This is a genomic window from Bradyrhizobium sp. 930_D9_N1_4, from assembly GCF_052076015.1.
Lineage (GTDB): Bacteria > Pseudomonadota > Alphaproteobacteria > Rhizobiales > Xanthobacteraceae > Bradyrhizobium.
On the sequence record NZ_CP197236.1, the window covers coordinates 2,101,766 to 2,120,703 of the forward strand.

The window sequence follows — 18,938 nt, forward strand, 5'->3', positions numbered from 1 at the left end:
ATCGTGCCAGCGGTCGGTGACGAGGGCGCATTCTCATCGTGCGCGATGTCCGCTTCATGTCATCCAGCGGCGCGCTTCCCCACCTCACATTGAGGCAGATCAATACTTCCCCCGCAGGGCCGCCAGACCTTCCCTCAACGCATCGATGGAAAGGGGCGGCTGACATGCAAACCCTGCTCAGGGAAATCCGGCATACGCCTTTGCTCTGGATGCTGGTCTTCGTGCCCATCGTGCTGGTGGCGGAGGCCATGGCGCCGCATTCCCACACGCTCCTGTTCGTGCTGGCCGTGCTTGCGATCGTGCCGTTGGCGGCGCTGCTCAGCCACGCCACCGAAGCGGTCGCTGCCAAGACCGGCGATGCCGTGGGCGGACTGCTCAATGCGACGCTCGGCAACCTGACGGAGCTGATCATCGCCATCACGGCGCTGCGGGCGGGCCAGTACATGCTGGTGAAGGCCTCGATTGCGGGCGCGATCGTCACCAACGCGGTGTTCATGCTCGGCGCCTGCCTGCTGATCGGCGGCATGCGCTACCACGTGCAGGAGTACAACCGCGCCGGCGCGCGGCTCTCGTCCGGCCTGCTGCTGATGGCAACTGTCGCCCTGCTGGCGCCTTCCGCGGTCGCTGACCTCGATCACCTGCCCCAGGACGGGAACGTCATTCACAAGCTCAGCGTCGGCATTTCGGTCCTGCTGATCGCCGCTTACGCGCTCGGCCTGTGGTTCTCGCTCGGGACGCACAAGGAATTGTTCGCAAGTGCCGGTCACGGCGAGAACGAGGAGGCGCACTGGCCGATCGGGTTAGCGGTCGGAACGCTGCTGGTCGTCGCCGTGCTGGTCGCGCTGGTGAGCGAGATCTTCGTGGAATCGGTACAGAAGGCGGCGGAAACCTTCGGAATGAGCCCGGCTTTCGTCGGTTTCATCATCGTTTCGCTGGTCGGTGCTGCAGCCGAATTCGCGGTGGCCTTTGCCGCGGCGCGCAAGAACCGGCTCGACATGGTCGTCAGCATCGCGCTCGGCAGCGCTTCGCAGATCGCGCTGTTCGTCGCACCCGCGCTGGTGCTGCTCAGCTATGTCGTCGGGCCCACGCCGATGAACCTTCAGTTCTGGCCCGGCGCCGTCACCATGGTGATGATTGCAACGGTCACGGCAACCTTCATCACCACGAGTGGAAGTTCAGCATGGTTCGTCGGCGCACTCATGATCTTCATTTATGCGGTGTTTGCGCTGACGCTGTATGTGGTCCCGCCGGTGGGCGAGGGATGAGGTGCGCTCGCCCGCTGGCACAGCGGTGAATTGGCCCGGCGGAGAATGGCGGCCCGTGGCGAGCCATCCTCCGAAGCGGCGAATATGTTTCCCGCTAATAGGCCCAGTAGCTGCCGGAGGGCGGGCAATTGTCGCCGCCATAGCCATAGCCATAGCCGTAATTGCCGCCGCCATAACCGTAATACGATGCGGCCGGGGTGCCGTAGCCGTAGGCGGGATAACCGCCATAGTAGCCACCGTAGGATCCGCCATAGCCGCCGTAATAGGCGCTCCGCGCAATCGCGCCACCGACGACGGCGCCGGCAACCGCACCATAACCGAGCCCGCGATAACCGTAGCCGCGATAACCCCAGCCGCCGCGATAGCCCCAACCACCACCGCGGTAACCCGGGCCGACGCCACGATAGCCGTAGCCGCCACGCCAGCCGCCGACCCATCGCACTTCGGTCGTGGTCTGATCGACCATCGATTTCATCGTCGAAAGATGCGTCGGGATCGGCCCGGCCTGAGCGCCCGTACCGAGCAGGGCGCCGGCCCCGGCGAGAATGAGGGTGCGCAGGACATTCGAGGAGGTCATGATCGATCATCTCCCTGGCTTGCGGGCGGCGCATTCTGCGCAGCCACCGCACGCATTCCGGGATAGCAACGCCGCGGCGGGCTTGATCTAGATCAAGCGTCTGTCGCGCGGCGGGCGCTCGCAGGCGCTATGGTTTGCCGCCCTGGCTGCGCTCTCCCTCCTCCTCCTCGTCATCTTCCTTGACGAGCGTCAGCAATCGCAGCGTCAGGAACGTGAACACGGCGATCGTCACCGCGACGTCGTAGCTGCCGAGCCCGACCGAGACGCCGATGGCGCCGGTCGCCCACAGGCTTGCGGCGGTCGCGGTGCCCTGCACCGAATTGCCCTGCTTGAGGATGGCGCCGCCGCCGATGAAGCCGATGCCGGTGATCAGGCCCTCGATCACCTTGGCCATCCCGTCGGGCGAATGCACCAGCAGGCTTTCGCTGGCCTGCACGAAGCCGCAGCTCGCCAGCGCGACCAGCGGAAAGGTGCGCAGGCCCGCGCTTCGCGCCCGCTTCTCGCGGTCCCATCCGATCGGGGCGGCGAGCGCGAATGCCGCGGCGAGCGCGACGAAATGAACGCCGATGTCGAATCTGTTCAAGGCAAAGTCCTGAAACGAAGGCCGCCTTCAAATCACGGCGGTCGGCAACGCAGCAAAGCGGCTTAAGGTTTCAGCCCGAACGGCGGATCGGGTCAGGACAATTCGACACAGTGACGGTGGCAAGGCTGTCGCACGCGCACTCCGTCATTGCGAGCGTAGCGAAGCAATCCAGACTGCCTCTGCGGAAAGACCCTGGATTGCTTCGCTACGCTCGCAATGACGTCCTACGGGCTGGTCTAGGTCAAGCATTTATGTCGCGCATCGCCGCGCCGTCAGGTGACGCTGCGCGATGCTCTAACCCTGCAACCGGGGAACGAGACGTGTCGCGGTCCCATGGCCGATCGCATCGAGATCCCCCGGCGGGAGGCCAAGCTTCTGCAACTGCGCGAACTGGCCGAGGCCGAAATACGGATAGTCGCTGCCATAGGTGATCTGGGAGGCGGGGACGAGCTTGAGCAGAGCGGCCATGGACGGCGCGAAGGTCGCATTCGCGGTGTCGTAGTGAAGCCGGGCCAGTTCGCCTTCGATCCCCTCCGGCGCGAACTCCTTCAGGTCGGGCCGCGCCCCGTAGAACGAATTGATCCGCCCCGCCATCATCGGGATCGTACCGCCGGCGTGCGAGAACAGCCATTTGATGTCACGGTGGCGGGCAAACGAACCGCCGAGCAGGAGGCTCGTCACGGTGCGTGTGGTGTCGTGCGGGACTTCGATCACCGCCGGAAACGTGCCGACACTGAGCGCACTACAGCAACTCGCGACCAGCGGATGCACGTAAACGACCGCCTTGCGACGGTTCAGCTCCTCGAACACCGGCCTGTAGGCGGGATTGCCGAGCCATTTGTCGCCGTAGCTGCTTTGCAGCCCGATCCCGTCGGCCTTCAGCACGTCGAACGCATGGTCGATCTCCTTGAGCGTGGCATCGATATCCAGCATCGACAGGGTCGCGAACAGGCCGAAGCGGCCCGGATGATCGCGCATCATCTCCGCGGCATATTCGTTGCAAGTGCGCGCGAGCCGGCCCGCTTCCGCCGGTCCGAGGTCGAACCACACGCCCGGCGTGGAGGCGACCGACAGGATGCCCGTGCGTATGCCATTGCGGTCCATGTCCTCGATGAGCTTCTCACGGGTCCAGGCGACCTGGCCGGGAAAGTGCGGCTGCTTGCGTGCGTCTTCGTAGCCGAGCCAGAGCTTTTGATATTTGGGCGGATAAAAATGAAGATGAGTATCGATGAGCACCGGCCTGGTCTGTCCGCGCGCCGCGACGGCGGGGATGGCCGAGGCAACGCCAAGTGCACCCACTCCCGCGAGAAAGCTGCGGCGCGACGAGGACGGGCCGTAACAGGTGGGACAGGGGTGATGCCCTCCGGATTTTTGATCCCATTTGTTCATATGCGTGTCTCCCGTGACGGATCGGCAAAAGCCAAGACCCGCGGTGCTTCCATCGGCAGAATGTTTCGTTCATGCGTCGTCCGCGGCGCGGCTGCAGCGTGGCCGTGATTGTTGAGGATTGGAATGTGCCGATTTTTCGTCGCCGAACGATGCCTTGTGTTACGCCTGCGTATCGCGGCCGCAACTTTGCGTGAACGCACGTCCCTCATGTACCCCGAGAGGCTCCCGGCTGTGGCGACGTTGACCCGTCGGGCAAAACACTGGCAAAATGCAATGGTGGCGGAGATCGCGACGTGAATGCATCTGCGGTGATCGCGGGCACTTCCAGTGAGTTGACCGATGAAGTCTGAGAGCGATGGCATCAACCTTGCGGCCAAGCCAAGCGGAACGGGTTGCGTGGAATGCTCGGCTGCAGGCGGATGGTGGTTTCATCTTCGCAGATGTGTCGAATGCGGCCACATCGGCTGCTGTGATACGTCACCAAGTCAGCATGCAACGAAGCACAACGCGGCGACAGGTCACCCGATCATCACCAGCTTCGAGCCGGGTGAACGATGGTTTTACGACTATCGCACAGGAGAGGCTTTCGCCGGCCCGAAGCTTCAAGGCCCTCACGCGCATCCGCTGGATCAGCCGGTGCCCGGACCGGACGGCGCGGTGCCTTCAGACTGGCAAACACTGCTTCATGAATAGTAGGTCGTAGGATGGGTAGAGCACTTGCGAAACCCATCGCGTTTCACGTCGGATGCCGTCGATGGGTTTCGCTGCGCTCTACCCATCCTACGGACCGTGACGACCACCATTCGGGGATCGGAGTTCAGTCAGAGCTGCGATCTTTTGTAGTGGCGAAAAATCGACTTTCCAAAGATCGAGCTCGAACAGCTCTCCGTGTTGATCGGCGTTCAGCGCGACTGACACTAGCACTCCATCGGCGTCGTCGAATTCGGCTTCACCAATACATCTGCCGAAACGCCGGTCTGCCGTGCCGACAAAGCGAAGGCTGCCCATCTCACCGTCGTTCATTTCTTCTACGAGATCAAAATGGCCCTGCAAAGGTGAGTGCTGACCTAGGATAAAGGCGACTAAATCACGCTCTTTGGAAGTAAGTGGGCGTGGCATCTTCTTTCTCGTAATTGCGTGCATTGGCTATCAAGCAGCGCTCGCGATGTCCGCTCTCAAAACTGATACCGCCGCAATCCCCCATCCACCGGGATCACCGTCCCCGTGATGTACCGCGCCACCGGCGAGGCCAGAAACACCACGAGTGCGGCCAGATCCTCCGGCTCGCCCCAATAGCCGACCGGAATCTCTTCTTCCGCAAAACGCTCGCGGTACTCCGGCGGATAATTGCGGCGGATCTGTTCGCTCATGATGCGGCCGGGCGGGATGCAGTTGATGGTGATGCCGTGCTCGCCGATCTCGCGCGACAGGCCCTTGGCCCAGGCGTGCACGGCGGCCTTTGCGGCGAAGGCGGCGTTGAGGCCTTCCGGCTCGGACTTGCCGGTGATGTTGACGATGCGGCCCCATTTGCGTTCGATCATCTGCGGCAGCAGCGCATGCGCGATGCGGCGGTAGCTGGTGAAGTTGAGCGCGATCGCCTCATCCCATTTGCTGTCGGGCGCATCGACCGGCAGCGGACGGCTGCCGCCGGCGTTGTTGATGAGGATGTCGACATGGCCGAGCTCCTTGATCGCGAAAGCCGCGATTTTCTCCGCCGCGTCCTTTGCTATCACGTCCTGCTCGAGGGGCGTGATAAGTCCGGGGCCGACTTCCTTCACCAGCTCGGCGAGCAAATCGGTGCGCCGCGCCACGCCGACGACATGCACGCCTTCGGCCGCGAGGCCCTTGGCGATGGCGCGGCCGATGCCGATGCTGGCTCCGGTGACGACAGCGGTTTTCGATTTGAGCCCGAGGTCCATGGTCACACGCTTTCTTGTTCTGGTTTTTGATTTTTGGCGTTCGTTTTGTTGTTCGTTTCCTGCCCGTCCCGGGTGCGGCGATTTGCCCGACCGGGACGAGCAGTGGTAACCAACAGCCATCGCGAAGGAAACACGAAAAAGAAAAGGCGTTCGGTGATGGTCTGGGATCCGCAGCAATATCTGAAATTCTCCGGCCACCGGCTCCGGCCCGCTGTCGACCTCCTGATGCGGATTCCGGATGCGGGTCCGCGCACGATTGCCGATCTCGGCGCCGGCGCCGGCAACGTCACCCGACTGATCAAGGAGCGCTGGCCCGATGCGACCGTAACGGGCGTCGAGGGCTCGGCCGAGATGGTTGCCGCCGGCCGCAAGGCGGCGCCCGACGTGGAATGGTCCCACGAAGATCTTGGCCAGTGGCGTCCCGCGAAGCAATACGACGTCGTCTATTCAAATGCCGCACTGCACTGGCTGCCCAATCATGCGGCACTCTTCCCTTCGGTCATGGAGAAGGTGACGCCCGGCGGCATGCTCGCGGTGCAGATGCCGCGTAACTTTCTGGCGCCCTCGCATGTGCTGATCGGGGAGACCGCGCTCGACGGTCCGTGGCGGTCCAAGGTCGAGCATCTCGTGATCCCGCCGCCGGTCGAGGGGCCGGCCTATTATCACGCTCTTCTTTTGCCGCTGTCCCAGAACATCGACATCTGGGAGACCGAATATCTCCAGGTGCTCGAAGGCGAAAACCCCGTGAAGGAATGGACCAAGGGGACCTGGCTCACGCGCTATCTCGACATCCTGCAGGGCGACGAGAAGGCCGCGTTCGAGGCGGCCTATGGGATGCGGGTCGCAAAGGCGTACCCGAAGAATGCCGCGGGGCAGACGCTGTTTCCGTTCCGGCGTTTGTTCATGGTGGCCCAGCGCAAAGGCTGATGCGACTACCGCAATGCGATATGAACGCTCGCTTCTTGGGCACGAACCGCGTACCGGGTTGCGTCACCAACAGACGTCAAGATAGTTTGCCTGCGGCAAATTGGGCTTAGGTCTAGTTGTTCGGGTGGTCGATTGCTGCCACTACTGACGACGTAAAACAAAAAAGACCCGGTCATCCGAGGTTGTTGGGGAGGTCCTTCATGCGAAAACTGCTTCTCGCGGTCGCTGCGGCCGCGTTCGCCCTCGCTCCCGCCTTAACGCCTGATCTGGCCCAGGCCCAAAGCCCCATCGTCATCAAGTTCAGCCATGTCGTCGCCAACGACACCCCGAAGGGGAAGGGCGCGCTGAAGTTCAAGGAGCTCGCCGAGAAGTACACCGACGGCAAGGTCAAGGTTGAAGTCTATCCGAACTCCACGCTCTACAAGGACAAGGAGGAGATCGATGCGCTCCAGCTCGGCTCGGTGCACATGCTGGCACCTTCGACCGCGAAATTCGCGCCGCTGGGCATCAAGGAATTCGAGGCGCTCGACCTGCCCTGGCTGTTCAAGGACGACGCGACCTATACCAGCGCTATCAAGGGCACGGTCGGCAAATGGCTGTTCCAGAAGCTCGAGGCCAAGGGCATCACCGGGCTCGCTTATTGGGACAATGGCTTCCACATGCTCTCGGCGAACCGCGCGCTGACAAAGCCGACCGATTTCCAGGGCCTCAAATTCCGCATCTCCGGATCGAAGGTCGCGGACCAGTATTTCCGTTTGCTCGGGACGATCCCGCAGATCATGGCGTTCTCCGAAGTCTACCAGGCGCTCCAGACCGGCGTGGTCGACGGCTGCGAAAACACCGCATCCAACTACCTGACGCAGAAATTCTACGAGGTGCAGAAGGACATCACCGTGTCCTATCATGCGCATCTGCAATATGCCGTCATCGTCAACTCGAAGTTCTGGAACGGGCTGCCGCCCGATATCCGCACCCAGCTCGACAAGGCGATGGCGGACGCGACCGACTATACCAACTCGATCGCGCGCCAGGAAAACGAGGACGCGCTGGCCGAGATCAAGAAAACCGGCAAGACCACGCTGCATTATCTGACTGACGCCGACCGCAAGGCATGGCAGGAAGCGATGCGGCCGACGTATACATGGGCAAAGGGGCGAGTCGGGCAGGAAGTGCTCGATCTTGTCGCCAAGGAACTCGACGTCAAGATGAACTGACGACCGCGTTTCCACCACAACAACACCAACGGTCGGGGGTGCTCACGCTCCCGGCCGTTTCGCTCTTGAAGACAGACTAATTCCGGGGGCCAAATTGCTGCGCGTGTTGAATCGTTTCCTCAATCATCTCGAGGAGTGGCTGATCGCGACGATGATCGCGGCCGCAACGTCGCTCATCTTCGTCGCCGTGCTGCACCGCTATGGCGCCGGGTTGTCGATCGACATCGCCAAATGGGCAGAGGCGCGCAACTGGGCATTCCTCGCCGTGCCCGCACGCGCCGCGTTCGTCTGGCTTGCCGCGCTCGACCTGTCCTGGGCGCAGGAACTCTGCATCTACATGTTCATCTGGATGGCGAAGTTCGGCGCGGCCTATGGCGTGCGCACCGGCATCCATGTCGGTGTCGACGTGCTCGTCAACGTCCTGCCCGGCGGGTCGCGCCGGCGCGTCATCACCTTCGGTCTTCTGTGCGGTGCTCTCTTCACCGCCATCGTGTCCTATTTCGGCGCCGCCTTCGTCGGCCAGATGTGGCAGACCGGGCAGCAGTCCAATGATTTGGAAGCGCCGATGTGGATGGTGTATCTCACCATCCCGCTCGGCTCCGGCCTGATGTGCTTCCGCTTCCTCCAGGTCGCATGGTCGTTCTACCGCACCGGCGAGCTGCCGCATCACGACATGGCCGACGTCGAAGGTGTCGAGCCGGACCCGGTACATCCGGCGCCGGTCACGCGCAGCCAGGTCGTCCGGGACGAGCGCAGTCCGCTCGGCTGGATCCTGATGCTGCTGCCGGTCCTGATCGTCGCCATCTGCTTCGCGCATGCGGGCCATATCATCACGCTGCCGCAGGGCCTGCGCGTCGCCATCGTGTTCGGACTCCTGCTCTCGTTGATGCTGACCGGCATGCCGATCTCGATCGCGCTGGGCCTCACCGTGCTCAGCTTCATGTTCACGCTGACCGATGTGCGAACGGAATCGGTGGCGCTGAAGCTGTTCACCGGCATCGAGAGCTTCGAGATCATGGCGATCCCGTTCTTCATTCTCGCCGGCAACTTCCTGACCCATGGCGGCGTCGCGCGCCGGATGATCAATTTCGCGACGGCGCTGGTCGGCCATTGGTATGGCGGCCTTGCTCTGTCCGGCGTCGTCGCCTGCGCGCTGTTCGCCGCGATCTCCGGCTCGTCGCCGGCGACCGTGGTGGCGATCGGCTCGGTGATCCTGCCCGCCATGGTCGCGCAGGGATTCCCGAAGCGGTTCGGCGCCGGCGTGATTACGACATCGGGCTCGCTCGGCATTCTCATTCCGCCGTCGATTCCGATGGTTCTCTTCGCGGTCTCCACCAACACGTCCGTGGGCAAGCTGTTCATCGCCGGAATCGTGCCGGGACTGGTGCTGGCGTTCCTGCTCGGTGTCACGACGTTCTATCGCGCCTGGCGCAACGACTATCCGCGGATGCCGAAGGCCACGCTGATGGAGCGCTTCGACGCGTTCCGCAAGTCGATCTGGGGCATCCTGCTGATCGTGATCGTGATCGGTGGCATCTACACCGGCCTGTTCACGCCGACGGAAGCCGCCGCCGTCAGCGCAGTCTACGCCTTCATCGTCGCGGTGTTCATCTACAAGGATCTCAAGCTGCGGGACGTGCCGCGGGTGCTGCTGTCATCGGCCAATCTTTCGGCGATGCTGCTCTACATCATCACCAACGCGGTGCTGTTCTCGTTCCTGATGACCTACGAGAACGTGCCGCAGGCGCTGGCGCAGTGGATGATCGACCAGGGCCTGGGGTGGATCGGCTTCCTGCTCGTCGTCAATTTGCTGCTGCTGCTGGCAGGCAACGTGATGGAGCCGTCCTCGATCATCCTGATCATGGCGCCGATCCTGTTTCCGGTTGCGGTCAAGCTCGGCATCGATCCCATTCATTTCGGCATCCTGATGACGGTCAACATGGAGGTGGGCCTCTGCCATCCGCCTGTCGGCCTCAATCTCTACGTGGCCTCAGGCATCGCCAAGATGGGCATTACCGAGCTCACGGTCGCGGTGTGGCCGTGGCTGCTGACGATGCTGGGATTCCTCGTGGTCGTGACCTACTGGCCGGGGCTGTCCTTGTGGCTGCCGAGGCTGCTGGGGATGTAGCCGAGCGTCGCATGGTGGACGGAAGACATGGCTAACGCGCGGTAAACCCGCGCGCTCAAATGCGATCGCTGAACAGGGAACCCATTTTTACGGGTCTCCGGTAGAGACATGCCAGCGGATGGGGCTGGCATGTTGTTCAACAGAATGGAAACCGGACGGGCGTCGATGTCTGACGCCGTCCACATGGAAGTCATCACGGGCCTGCATGGCACGACGATGCCCACCGTTCTCGCGGCCGCCTGCCAGGCGATGGTCGGTGCCATCACGACCTACGAGACCGGCGATAGGGTGACCGCGGTGTTGACGGTTGTCGGCATCGTGGTGGCCGTCGTCCGCCTGCTCGAAATCGTCGCATTCCGCCGCCGCCTCGCGCGTCCGCCGCAGCTCGGCCGGGCCGAAGCCGCGATCTGGGAACGGCGCTATGTGGCCGGCACCGTGGTGACGGCATTGGTGCTTGGCGTGTTTGCCGCGCGCAGCATCGTGCTTGGCGATGCGCTCTGTTCCGTGATGGCGATCGGCATTGGATTCGGCTTCGGCGCCGGCGTGGTGGCGCGGCTGGCGCTGCGCCCCGTCGCGGCGCTGCTCGATCTCGTCGCGATCGCCGCGCCCGCGGCGGTCGTGACCTTCATGCAACCCGACCTCCGCCATGTCGGCCTCGGGCTCCTCATCCTGATGTATGTGGTCGCAAGCTTCGAGATGGTGCGGCTGAGCTTCAATGCCTCGATCAACCAGATCACGCTGAAGCGGCAGTTCGAGCAGCTGTCGCGCATCGACCCGATGACCGGCTTGTCCAATCGCTCGGTGCTGGCGACGGATTTACCCGCGATGCTGGCGGCCGGGACGATCGCCGTCCATACGCTCGATCTCGATCGTTTCAAGGAAGCGAACGACCGCTTCGGCCATCCCGTCGGCGATGCGCTGCTCAAGCAGGTCGCCGGACGGCTCAAGGCGATCGCTGCGGCCGGCGACCTCGTGATCCGCATGGGCGGCGACGAGTTCGTCCTGGTCCAGCGCGCGGCGACTGACGCGGAAGCAATGGCAGCGTGTATCGTGCAGTCGGTCAGCGCGCCCTACGACGTTGACGGCCAAATGATAGAGCTCGGCGTGAGCGTCGGCGTCGCCGTCGCGCCGAATGACGGCCGAACCGCGGAGGCGCTGCTGTCACGCTCCGACCGGGCACTCTACCGCGCCAAGGAAAGCCGCGGCGGCTATGTGCTGGCGCGGCAGTTGCGCATGCCGGATACGGCGGCTGCGGGCCAGCCGGTCGCAGAAGGGCTCGCCGCGTAAGGAGCGGTTGGAACCGCATTCGAGATGCGGTTAGATGTCTCCCCAGACAAGACGAGCCGGGGAGGAACCTCATGACCAGCATCGAAGCCGCCGAGACGCCGAAGGACGCAACGCCGTCCGTCGTCGCGCAGCAAACGGCGATGCGCAATGCGCTGCCGTTTTCCGACACGCGGGATTTCGACGATGCCGCGCGCGGCTTCCTCGGCACCATCGACAACGCGGAAATCACCAATCCGCAAGGACGGACGGTCTGGAGCCTAAGGCCCTACGGCTTCCTCTCCACCGAGGAGGCGCCGCCCACCGTCAATCCCAGCCTGTGGCGGCAGGCGCGGCTCAATATGCATCATGGCCTGTTCGAGGTGGTGCCCGGAATCTATCAGGTGCGCGGGCTCGACATCGCTAACATGACGCTGATCGAGGGCGACAGCGGCGTCATCATCGTCGACACCCTGACATCGATCGAGGGCGCGCGCGCCGCGCTCGATCTCTATTACAAGCATCGCGGCCAGAAGCCGGTCGCGGCCGTCATCTTCACCCATACCCACACCGACCATTGGGGCGGCGCGCGCGGCGTGCTCGAGGAGGATGCGCTGGCGAACGGCCGCGTGCCGATCATCGCGCCGAACCTGTTCATGGAGCATGCGGTCTCCGAGAACATCATCGCGGGACCGGCGATGCTGCGCCGGGCGCAATACCAGTTCGGGCCGTTCCTCGCCAAGGGCGTGCGCGGGCAGGTCGACAACGGGCTCGGCAAGTCGATGGCGGCAGGCGGCGTCGCGCTGCTGCGTCCGACCGACCTGATCATGGCGACCGGCGACAGGCGCCTGATCGACGGCGTCGAGTTCGAATTCCAGATGGCGCCGAACAGTGAAGCGCCGGCGGAGATGCATTTCTTCATCCCGCGCTACAGGGTTCTGAACCTCGCCGAGAACTGCACGCATAATTTCCACAATCTGCTGCCGTTCCGCGGCGCCGACGTGCGCGACGCATTGGCCTGGTCGAAGTACCTCAACGAGGCCTTGCAGCTCTGGGACGGCAAGGCGGAGGCGATGTGCGGCCAGCATCACTGGCCGGTGTGGGGCACTGAGCGCATCGGCACGATGATCCGCCAGCAGCGCGATCTCTACAAATTCGCGCATGACCAGACCATCCGGCTGATGAATCACGGCCTGACCGCGGCCGAGATCGCCGAGACGATCCAGTTGCCGAAGAGCCTGGAGGGCGCGTGGCATGGCCGCGGCTATTACGGTCACATCCGGCATAACGTGAAGGCGATCTACCAGAAATATCTCGGCTGGTACGACGCCAATCCTGTCAATCTCGATCCGCTGCCGCCGGTGGAGTCCGGGAAGAAGTATGTCGAGTATATGGGGGGCGCCGACGCGATCCTCGCGAGAGCACGGACAGACTTTGACAAGGGCGAGTTTCGTTTCGTCGCGCAGGCGCTCGGCCATCTCGTTTTTGCCGAGCCCGATAACCCCGCGGCGCGCGCGCTGCTGGCGGATACGCTGGAGCAGCTCGGCTACGCCGCCGAAAGCTCGACCTGGCGCAATTCCTATCTGTTCGGCGCGCAGGAATTGCGTCAGGGCATGCCGAAGACTCCGGCACGCCCGCCAATGGCGCGCGAAACGCTGGCCGCGTTGCGCACCTCGCAGCTCTGGGATGTGCTGGGTATTCGCCTCAACGGGCCGAAGGCGGAAGGCAAGCACATCGTGCTGAACTGGCGTTTTTCCGACACCGGCGAGACCTACGTGCTCAATCTGGAGAATTGCGCGCTGACCTATACCGAGGGCGTGCAGGCCGAAGGCGCGGACGCGAGCTTCACGCTCGCGCGCGCGACACTCGATGAAGTCATCGCGAAGCTGACGAGCTTTCCGGAAGCCGTCGCCGCCGGCAAGGTCAATCTCGCGGGCAACCCGATGCGGCTCGCCGAGCTGATGGGCCTGATGGATGAATTCCCGCGGATGTTCGAGATCGTGGAGCCGAAGCGGGCGGCGGTGGTTTAGGCGCTGCTCTCTCCGTCATTGCGAGCGCAGCGAAGCGATCCAGAATTGATCCACGGAGGGGACTCTGGATTGCTTCGCTACGCTCGCAATGACGAGTTGATAGAGCGGGGTGCCACACACTCGGTGTCTTCGCCCGGCTCGACCGGGCGATCCAGTATTCCAGAGGCCGCGGTGCTTGAGCCGAGAAGCTGCGGCGCACTGGATGCCCCGGTCAAGCCGGGGCATGACAGTTCGTGTTGGAGCGACGCTACTCCGCGCTGCTCACCAGCTTGATCCGCGGCGTCTTTTCTTCGGCGAGGCTGCGATAGGCCGCGAGATAGTCCAGTGCCATGCGACGCGCCGTGAACCGCTTCTCGAACTGCTTGCGGATCGCAGCGCGGTCGAGCCCCGCCAGGCGGTTCACCACGCCGGCCGCGCTGATGATGTCCTCGACGATGAAGCCGGTGAGGCCCTCGTCGATGATCTCGGGGACCGAGCCGCGGTTGAAGGCGACGACCGGCGTGCCGCAGGCCATTGCTTCGATCATCACCAGACCGAACGGCTCCGGCCAGTCGATTGGCAGCAGAAGTCCGAGCGCGCCGCTGAGGAAGTCGGACTTCTCGTGATCGCCAATCTCGCCGATGAAATCGACCAGCGGATTGTTCTGGATCATCGGCTTGATCAGCTCGTCATAGTAATCCTGATCGGCGCGATCGACCTTGGCCGCGATCTTCAGCGGGATGCCGCAATGCATCGCGATCTTGATGGCGCGGTCGACGCCTTTCTCGGGCGCGATGCGGCCGAGCACGGCGAGATATTCCTGTTTCGCCGGCTTCGGTGTCAGCAGGTTTTCCGGCAGGCCGTGATGGATCGTCGTGACCCAATTGGCCTGCGGCACCGGCCGGCGTTGCGCGTTCGAGATCGAGATCACGGGCACTTTCGAGAAGGTGTTGAACACCGGCTGATGCTCGGGCAGATCGAGCCGGCCGTGCAGCGTGGTCAGGAACGGTGTCGGCTGCCGGTAGAACAGCGACCACGGATAATAATCGAGATGGAAGTGAAGGAAGTCGAACTCCTCGTCGTCACATTTTTGCCGCACGCGCTCCAGGAGCACCATGTGCAGCGCGTTGGGATCGCGCACGGAACCGTCGAGGCGAAGCGCCCGGGGCCAGAGTGCGTCCAGCTTCGCCGACGTCTGGGAGTCGCCGCTGGCGAACAGCGTGACGTCGTGACCCAAAGCAACCAACTCTTCCGTCAACCAGTGCACCACCCGCTCGGTGCCGCCATACAGCTTGGGTGGAACAGCCTCCGTCAACGGAGCTACCTGCGCGATGCGCATCTCACCATCTCCTCTGTGCGATCATGGATGTTAAAAACCCCCGCCGTGTGTCGGCACCGGCATGCCGCGAGGGGAACGTTCTCGCATTTGCGAAGTTCCTTCCACGAACGTTACTTCTTCGACACTCAGCGCGCTTGTCTCGATGCTGCCATCCCTTCTTCGCAGATCGTCCGCATCCGCATGTCGTGATGGTGTTGCCCGGGAACCGAGGCGAGCTGACCGATGTTCAGTCGGTCAGTAAGAACAATTGAATCATTCACGACGGGGTCGTAGTCACATGGATCATCTCTCTGGATACGCGCGCAGGCCATTTGCCTTTGTCTTGCGCTATCTTCGGATGCGTTTGGCATCGCATCTGGTGATCCTGACCGCTGTCGTTGCAGCCGTTGCCTGCTCCGTAGGCACGCAGTATGGCGTCAAATTTCTGGTCGACAGTCTGTCAGCGGGAACTTCGCATGGCGGCAGCGTATGGCTGGCATTCATTCTGCTCATGTCGCTGATCGCCGCCGACAATTTCCTGTGGCGGATCGCGAGCTGGACAGCGAGCTTCACCTTTGTCCGGGTCACGGGCGATTTACGCCGTGACATATTTCGTCATCTGACCGGACACGCGCCAAGCTATTTCTCCGACCGCATGCCGGGCATGCTGACGAGCCGGATCACCGCGACGTCGAACGCGGTGTTCACCGTCGAGAACATGTTCGTGTGGAATGTGTTGCCGCCATGCATCGCCACAATTGCGGCGATCGCGCTGATTGGAACCGTCAGTCCTTATATGGCACTCGGCCTGATCGTGATCGCCGGCGGCATGGTGCTCGCGATGTTCCGTCTCGCCGCGGCCGGCAAGCCGCTGCATGACGATTTCGCCGACAAGGCCGCCGCCGTCGACGGCGAGATGATCGACGTTATCAGCAACATGCCGCTGGTGCGTGCCTTCTGCGGCATCGGCCACGAGCATGAGCGGTTCGATGCCACGGTGAGCCGCGAGGTCAATGCACGCGGGCGCAGCCTGCGCTATCTGGAAAAGCTGCGGCTGTTGCATGCCGCCGTGACCGTGCTCCTGACGATCGCGCTGATGGCCTGGGCAGTCACGCTCTGGCAGCAGGGCGAGGCGACGACCGGCGATGTCGTGCTGGTCTGCACGCTCGGCATCTCCATCCTGAGCGCGACCCGCGATCTCGCGGTGGCGCTGGTCGACGTCACCCAGCATGTCGCACGCCTGACCGAGGCGATCGCGACCCTTCTGACCCCGCACGAGCTGCGCGATCACCCAGAGGCCGAGCCGCTGGTCAAGAGCGGCGCCGCGATCGCGTTCAACAACGTCACCTTCGGCTATCCCGGCAGCGAGAAAATCTTCGAGCGGTTCAGCCTGCGCTTGCAGCCCGGTCAGCGCGTTGGCCTGGTCGGCCAGTCCGGCGGCGGCAAGTCCACGCTGTTCACGCTGCTTCAGCGCTTCTATGATGCCGACGAAGGCAGCGTGACCATCGACGGTCAGGATATTTCCATGGTGACGCAGCAGAGCTTGCGCGAGGCGATCTCGGTGGTGCCGCAGGACATTTCCCTGTTCCACAGGTCGATTCGCGAGAACATCCGTTACGGCCGCCCCAACGCGACCGACGACGAGGTGCTGCGCGCGGCGATTGCGGCGCGCTGCGATTTCATCGACAGCCTGCCGGAGGGGCTCGACACCATGGTCGGCGACCGCGGCGTGAAAATGTCGGGCGGCCAGCGCCAGCGCATCGCCATCGCGCGCGCCTTCGTGAAGGACGCGCCGATCCTGCTGCTCGACGAGGCCACCGCCGCGCTCGACAGCGAATCCGAGGAGGCAATCCGCGAGGCGCTGTCGCGCCTGATGCGCGGCCGCACCGTGATCGCGATCGCTCATCGGCTGGCGACGCTGCGCAATTTCGACCGGGTGATCGTGCTCAAGCACGGCAAGATCATCGAGGACGGCGCTCCCGATCGCCTGATGCAGGGTCACGGTCCCTACCGTGAGCTGGTGACGCAGGAAATGAGCCGGCTCGCGAAGTTCGCCGCGTAAACCCAACTGTTGCGTCTGCGTTGGTCGCGTTCGAAACACTGGCAGCAGGGGAGCAGCTCATGGCAGCCGAAGCCGCAACCAAGATCATCCCGGCGTCGCAGACGGCGGAGGCCGTGGCGGAGCAGGCGTTCTACATTCCGATGACGGGGCCCGCCGCGCGGCCCCGCCGCTCGCTCAAGCACGACGACACCTTCATCGTGCTGGACAGCCATGGCGACATCGGCGCGTCCGCGGGCGGGCCCGATGGTCTGTTCAATCACGACACGCGCTATCTGGCGCGGCTCGAGCTCGTGCTCGACGACCTCCAGCCGCTGCTGCTCGGCTCCAATCTGCGCGACGACAATTCGGCGTTGACGGTCGATCTTACCAATCCCGATATCTATCGCCAGGGCCGCATCGTGCTTCAGAAGGATCTGCTGCACATCGTGCGCACGATCTTCCTGTGGCACGGCACGGCCTATCAACGCATCGGCGTGCAGAACCACGGCGACCGGCGGGCCAGCTTCGAGCTGACGTTGCTGTTCGACAACGATTTCGCCGATCTGTTCGAGGTGCGCGGCGAGCGGCGCCCGCGCCGCGGCACCGGCACCAGCAAGCTGCTCGGCCCGGCCGACGTGCTGTTCGAATATCGCGGCCTCGACGATGCCGAGCGCACCACGGGCCTGCATTTCGATCCGCATCCGACAAGGCTGTCGGTGAATGCCGCGACCTGGCAGATCGAGCTGGACCCGCACGAGTCGAAGTCTCTGTTCGTGGCGGCGTCCTGCAACCGGCCCGTCGCGGAGAAGCCGGCGCGTTTCTTCAGGGGGCTGCTGGCGCATCGCCGCGAGATGCGGCAATCCACCGTGGGCGCGGCCAGCATCGAGACCTCCAACAACATCTTCAACGAGGTGCTGTGCCAGGCCATGGCCGACCTCAACATGCTGATGACGGAGACGCCGCAGGGGCGTTATCCCTATGCCGGCATTCCCTGGTATTCGACGACGTTCGGCCGCGACGGCCTCATCACCGCGCTGCAGATGCTGTGGGTCGACCCGCGCGTCGCCAAGGGTGTGCTGCGGCGGCTCGCGCATTTCCAGGCCAAGGCTGTCGATCCTGCCAACGATGCGGCGCCGGGAAAAATTCTACACGAGATGCGCGGCGGCGAGATGGCCGCGTTGCGGGAGGTGCCGTTCGCGCAATATTACGGCAGCGTCGATTCCACCGCCTTGTTCGTCCTGCTGGCCGGCAGTTATTTCGAGCGCACCGGCGACGAGAAGACATTGACGGAGCTGTGGCCCTCGATCGAGGCGGGGCTTGCCTGGATCGACGGTCCCGGCGACCCCGATCAGGACGGCTTCGTCGAATATCAGCGCGCCACCGAGAAGGGTCTGGCAAATCAAGGCTGGAAAGACTCGTACGATGCAATCTTCCACGCCGACGGCCAGCTTGCCGAGGGCAATCTCGCGCTGGCGGAAGTGCAGGGCTACGTCTTTGCCGCCAAGCATCTCGCGGCGCGCTGTGCGCTGAAGCTCGGCAAGCCTGATCTCGCGAAAAAGCTCGAGGCGCAAGCCGAGGCGCTGGCCGAGCGCTTCGAAAAGGCGTTCTGGTGCGAGGAGCTTGGCACCTACGCGCTCGCGCTCGATGGCAAGAAGCGGCCCTGCAAGGTGCGGACCTCCAATGCCGGACAGGTACTGTTCTCAGGCATGATCCGCGAGGACCGTGCCCGGCTGGTCGCGGCCGACCTGATGGGTCCGCATTTCTTCTCGGGCTGGGGTATCCGCACCGTCGCGGTGGGCGAGGTGCGCTACAATCCGATGTCCTATCATGACGGCTCGATCTGGCCGCACGACAACGCGCTGATCGCGCTCGGGCTTGCGCGTTACGGTCTCAAGCATTCGGTCGCTCATGTTTTCAAGGGGCTGTTCGACGCCGCGACCTATATGGATCTGCGGCGGCTGCCCGAATTGTTCTGCGGCTTCCGCCGCGAGAAGCGGCGCGGCCCGACGCTCTATCCGGTGGCTTGCGCGCCGCAGGCATGGGCCAGCGCGACGCCGTTCACGCTGCTGGAGGCCGCGCTCGGCATCGAGTTCGACGTCGCGCGCGGCGAGATTCGCCTGCGCAACCCGCATCTGCCGGCGTTCCTGCACGAGGTGATTTTGCGCGATCTGCGCCTCGGCGAGTCCAGCGTCGACCTGCGCGTCAGCCGCCACGGCGACGACGTTGCCCTGGAAGTGCTGCGCACGCGCGGACAGATCCAGGTGTCGATCGTGCTGGCGCGCTAGCGGCGCCAGCGAGGAGGGTG

Annotated in this window: 15 protein-coding genes and 1 pseudogene; 10 read left to right on the plus strand and 6 right to left on the minus strand. The window is 63.7% G+C overall.

What is annotated here, in order from left to right:
• Positions 1 to 164: 164 nt before the first annotated feature.
• Positions 165 to 1,265, plus strand: a complete 1,101-nt coding sequence (gene cax / locus AB7532_RS09805) for a calcium/proton exchanger (RefSeq protein ID WP_441234597.1) — start codon at positions 165 to 167, stop codon at positions 1,263 to 1,265.
• Positions 1,266 to 1,359: 94 nt separating this feature from the next.
• Here the strand turns inward: cax and AB7532_RS09810 are convergent, their stop codons facing one another.
• The 3 genes from AB7532_RS09810 to AB7532_RS09820 all read right to left on the minus strand — a co-directional run bounded on the left by AB7532_RS09810 (position 1,360) and on the right by AB7532_RS09820 (position 3,814).
• A complete protein-coding gene (locus AB7532_RS09810) occupies positions 1,360 to 1,842 on the minus strand; it encodes a hypothetical protein (RefSeq protein ID WP_441234598.1) in 483 nt (160 codons plus the stop codon).
• Between the two features lie 127 nt (positions 1,843 to 1,969).
• The gene (locus AB7532_RS09815; RefSeq protein WP_441234599.1) at positions 1,970 to 2,425 is read right to left on the minus strand and encodes an MgtC/SapB family protein; all 456 of its coding nucleotides are present in this window, start codon (positions 2,423 to 2,425) and stop codon (positions 1,970 to 1,972) included.
• A 294-nt stretch (positions 2,426 to 2,719) separates the two neighbouring features.
• Complete coding sequence (locus tag AB7532_RS09820; RefSeq protein WP_441234600.1) at positions 2,720 to 3,814, minus strand: amidohydrolase family protein; 1,095 nt, start codon at positions 3,812 to 3,814, stop codon at positions 2,720 to 2,722.
• 339 nt (positions 3,815 to 4,153) lie between these two features.
• Between AB7532_RS09820 and AB7532_RS09825 the strand changes: the two genes are divergently transcribed.
• On the plus strand, positions 4,154 to 4,507 hold the full coding sequence (locus AB7532_RS09825; protein ID WP_441234601.1) for a UBP-type zinc finger domain-containing protein: 354 nt from the start codon (positions 4,154 to 4,156) through the stop codon (positions 4,505 to 4,507).
• Positions 4,508 to 4,594: 87 nt separating this feature from the next.
• Here AB7532_RS09825 and AB7532_RS09830 read toward each other — a convergent pair whose 3' ends face one another.
• Both AB7532_RS09830 and AB7532_RS09835 read right to left on the minus strand, forming a co-directional pair.
• Positions 4,595 to 4,933: a DUF6984 family protein gene (locus AB7532_RS09830; protein ID WP_441234602.1), complete on the minus strand. Its 339-nt coding sequence runs from the start codon at positions 4,931 to 4,933 to the stop codon at positions 4,595 to 4,597.
• 56 nt (positions 4,934 to 4,989) lie between these two features.
• A complete protein-coding gene (locus tag AB7532_RS09835; RefSeq protein WP_441239224.1) occupies positions 4,990 to 5,733 on the minus strand; it encodes an SDR family NAD(P)-dependent oxidoreductase in 744 nt (247 codons plus the stop codon).
• 156 nt (positions 5,734 to 5,889) lie between these two features.
• On the opposite strand from AB7532_RS09835, the gene AB7532_RS09840 reads away from it, so the two are divergent.
• From AB7532_RS09840 to AB7532_RS09865, 6 genes and pseudogenes are all read left to right on the plus strand, one after another.
• Positions 5,890 to 6,660, plus strand: a complete 771-nt coding sequence (locus AB7532_RS09840) for a methyltransferase domain-containing protein (RefSeq protein WP_441234603.1) — start codon at positions 5,890 to 5,892, stop codon at positions 6,658 to 6,660.
• 200 nt (positions 6,661 to 6,860) lie between these two features.
• Positions 6,861 to 7,874 (plus strand): DctP family TRAP transporter solute-binding subunit, encoded by a 1,014-nt coding sequence (locus AB7532_RS09845; protein WP_441234604.1) that lies wholly within the window; start codon positions 6,861 to 6,863, stop codon positions 7,872 to 7,874.
• A gap of 151 nt (positions 7,875 to 8,025) precedes the next feature.
• Positions 8,026 to 8,502, plus strand: a pseudogene (locus tag AB7532_RS09850) (TRAP transporter small permease); the annotation flags it as partial.
• A 219-nt stretch (positions 8,503 to 8,721) separates the two neighbouring features.
• Complete coding sequence (locus AB7532_RS09855) at positions 8,722 to 10,002, plus strand: TRAP transporter large permease (RefSeq protein WP_441239225.1); 1,281 nt, start codon at positions 8,722 to 8,724, stop codon at positions 10,000 to 10,002.
• A 165-nt stretch (positions 10,003 to 10,167) separates the two neighbouring features.
• The gene (locus AB7532_RS09860) at positions 10,168 to 11,289 is read left to right on the plus strand and encodes a diguanylate cyclase domain-containing protein (protein WP_441234605.1); all 1,122 of its coding nucleotides are present in this window, start codon (positions 10,168 to 10,170) and stop codon (positions 11,287 to 11,289) included.
• Positions 11,290 to 11,360: 71 nt separating this feature from the next.
• Positions 11,361 to 13,295, plus strand: coding sequence for an alkyl/aryl-sulfatase (locus AB7532_RS09865; RefSeq protein ID WP_441234606.1), 1,935 nt, complete (start codon positions 11,361 to 11,363; stop codon positions 13,293 to 13,295).
• 247 nt (positions 13,296 to 13,542) lie between these two features.
• On the opposite strand, the gene AB7532_RS09870 is transcribed toward AB7532_RS09865, so the two are convergent.
• A complete protein-coding gene (locus AB7532_RS09870; protein ID WP_441234607.1) occupies positions 13,543 to 14,613 on the minus strand; it encodes a glycosyltransferase family 4 protein in 1,071 nt (356 codons plus the stop codon).
• A 277-nt stretch (positions 14,614 to 14,890) separates the two neighbouring features.
• Between AB7532_RS09870 and AB7532_RS09875 the strand changes: the two genes are divergently transcribed.
• Together AB7532_RS09875 and AB7532_RS09880 are read left to right on the plus strand one after the other, a co-directional pair.
• On the plus strand, positions 14,891 to 16,654 hold the full coding sequence (locus AB7532_RS09875) for an ABC transporter ATP-binding protein (protein ID WP_441234608.1): 1,764 nt from the start codon (positions 14,891 to 14,893) through the stop codon (positions 16,652 to 16,654).
• A gap of 59 nt (positions 16,655 to 16,713) precedes the next feature.
• Positions 16,714 to 18,918, plus strand: a complete 2,205-nt coding sequence (locus AB7532_RS09880) for an amylo-alpha-1,6-glucosidase (protein WP_441234609.1) — start codon at positions 16,714 to 16,716, stop codon at positions 18,916 to 18,918.
• The last annotated feature ends 20 nt before the right edge of the window (positions 18,919 to 18,938 follow it).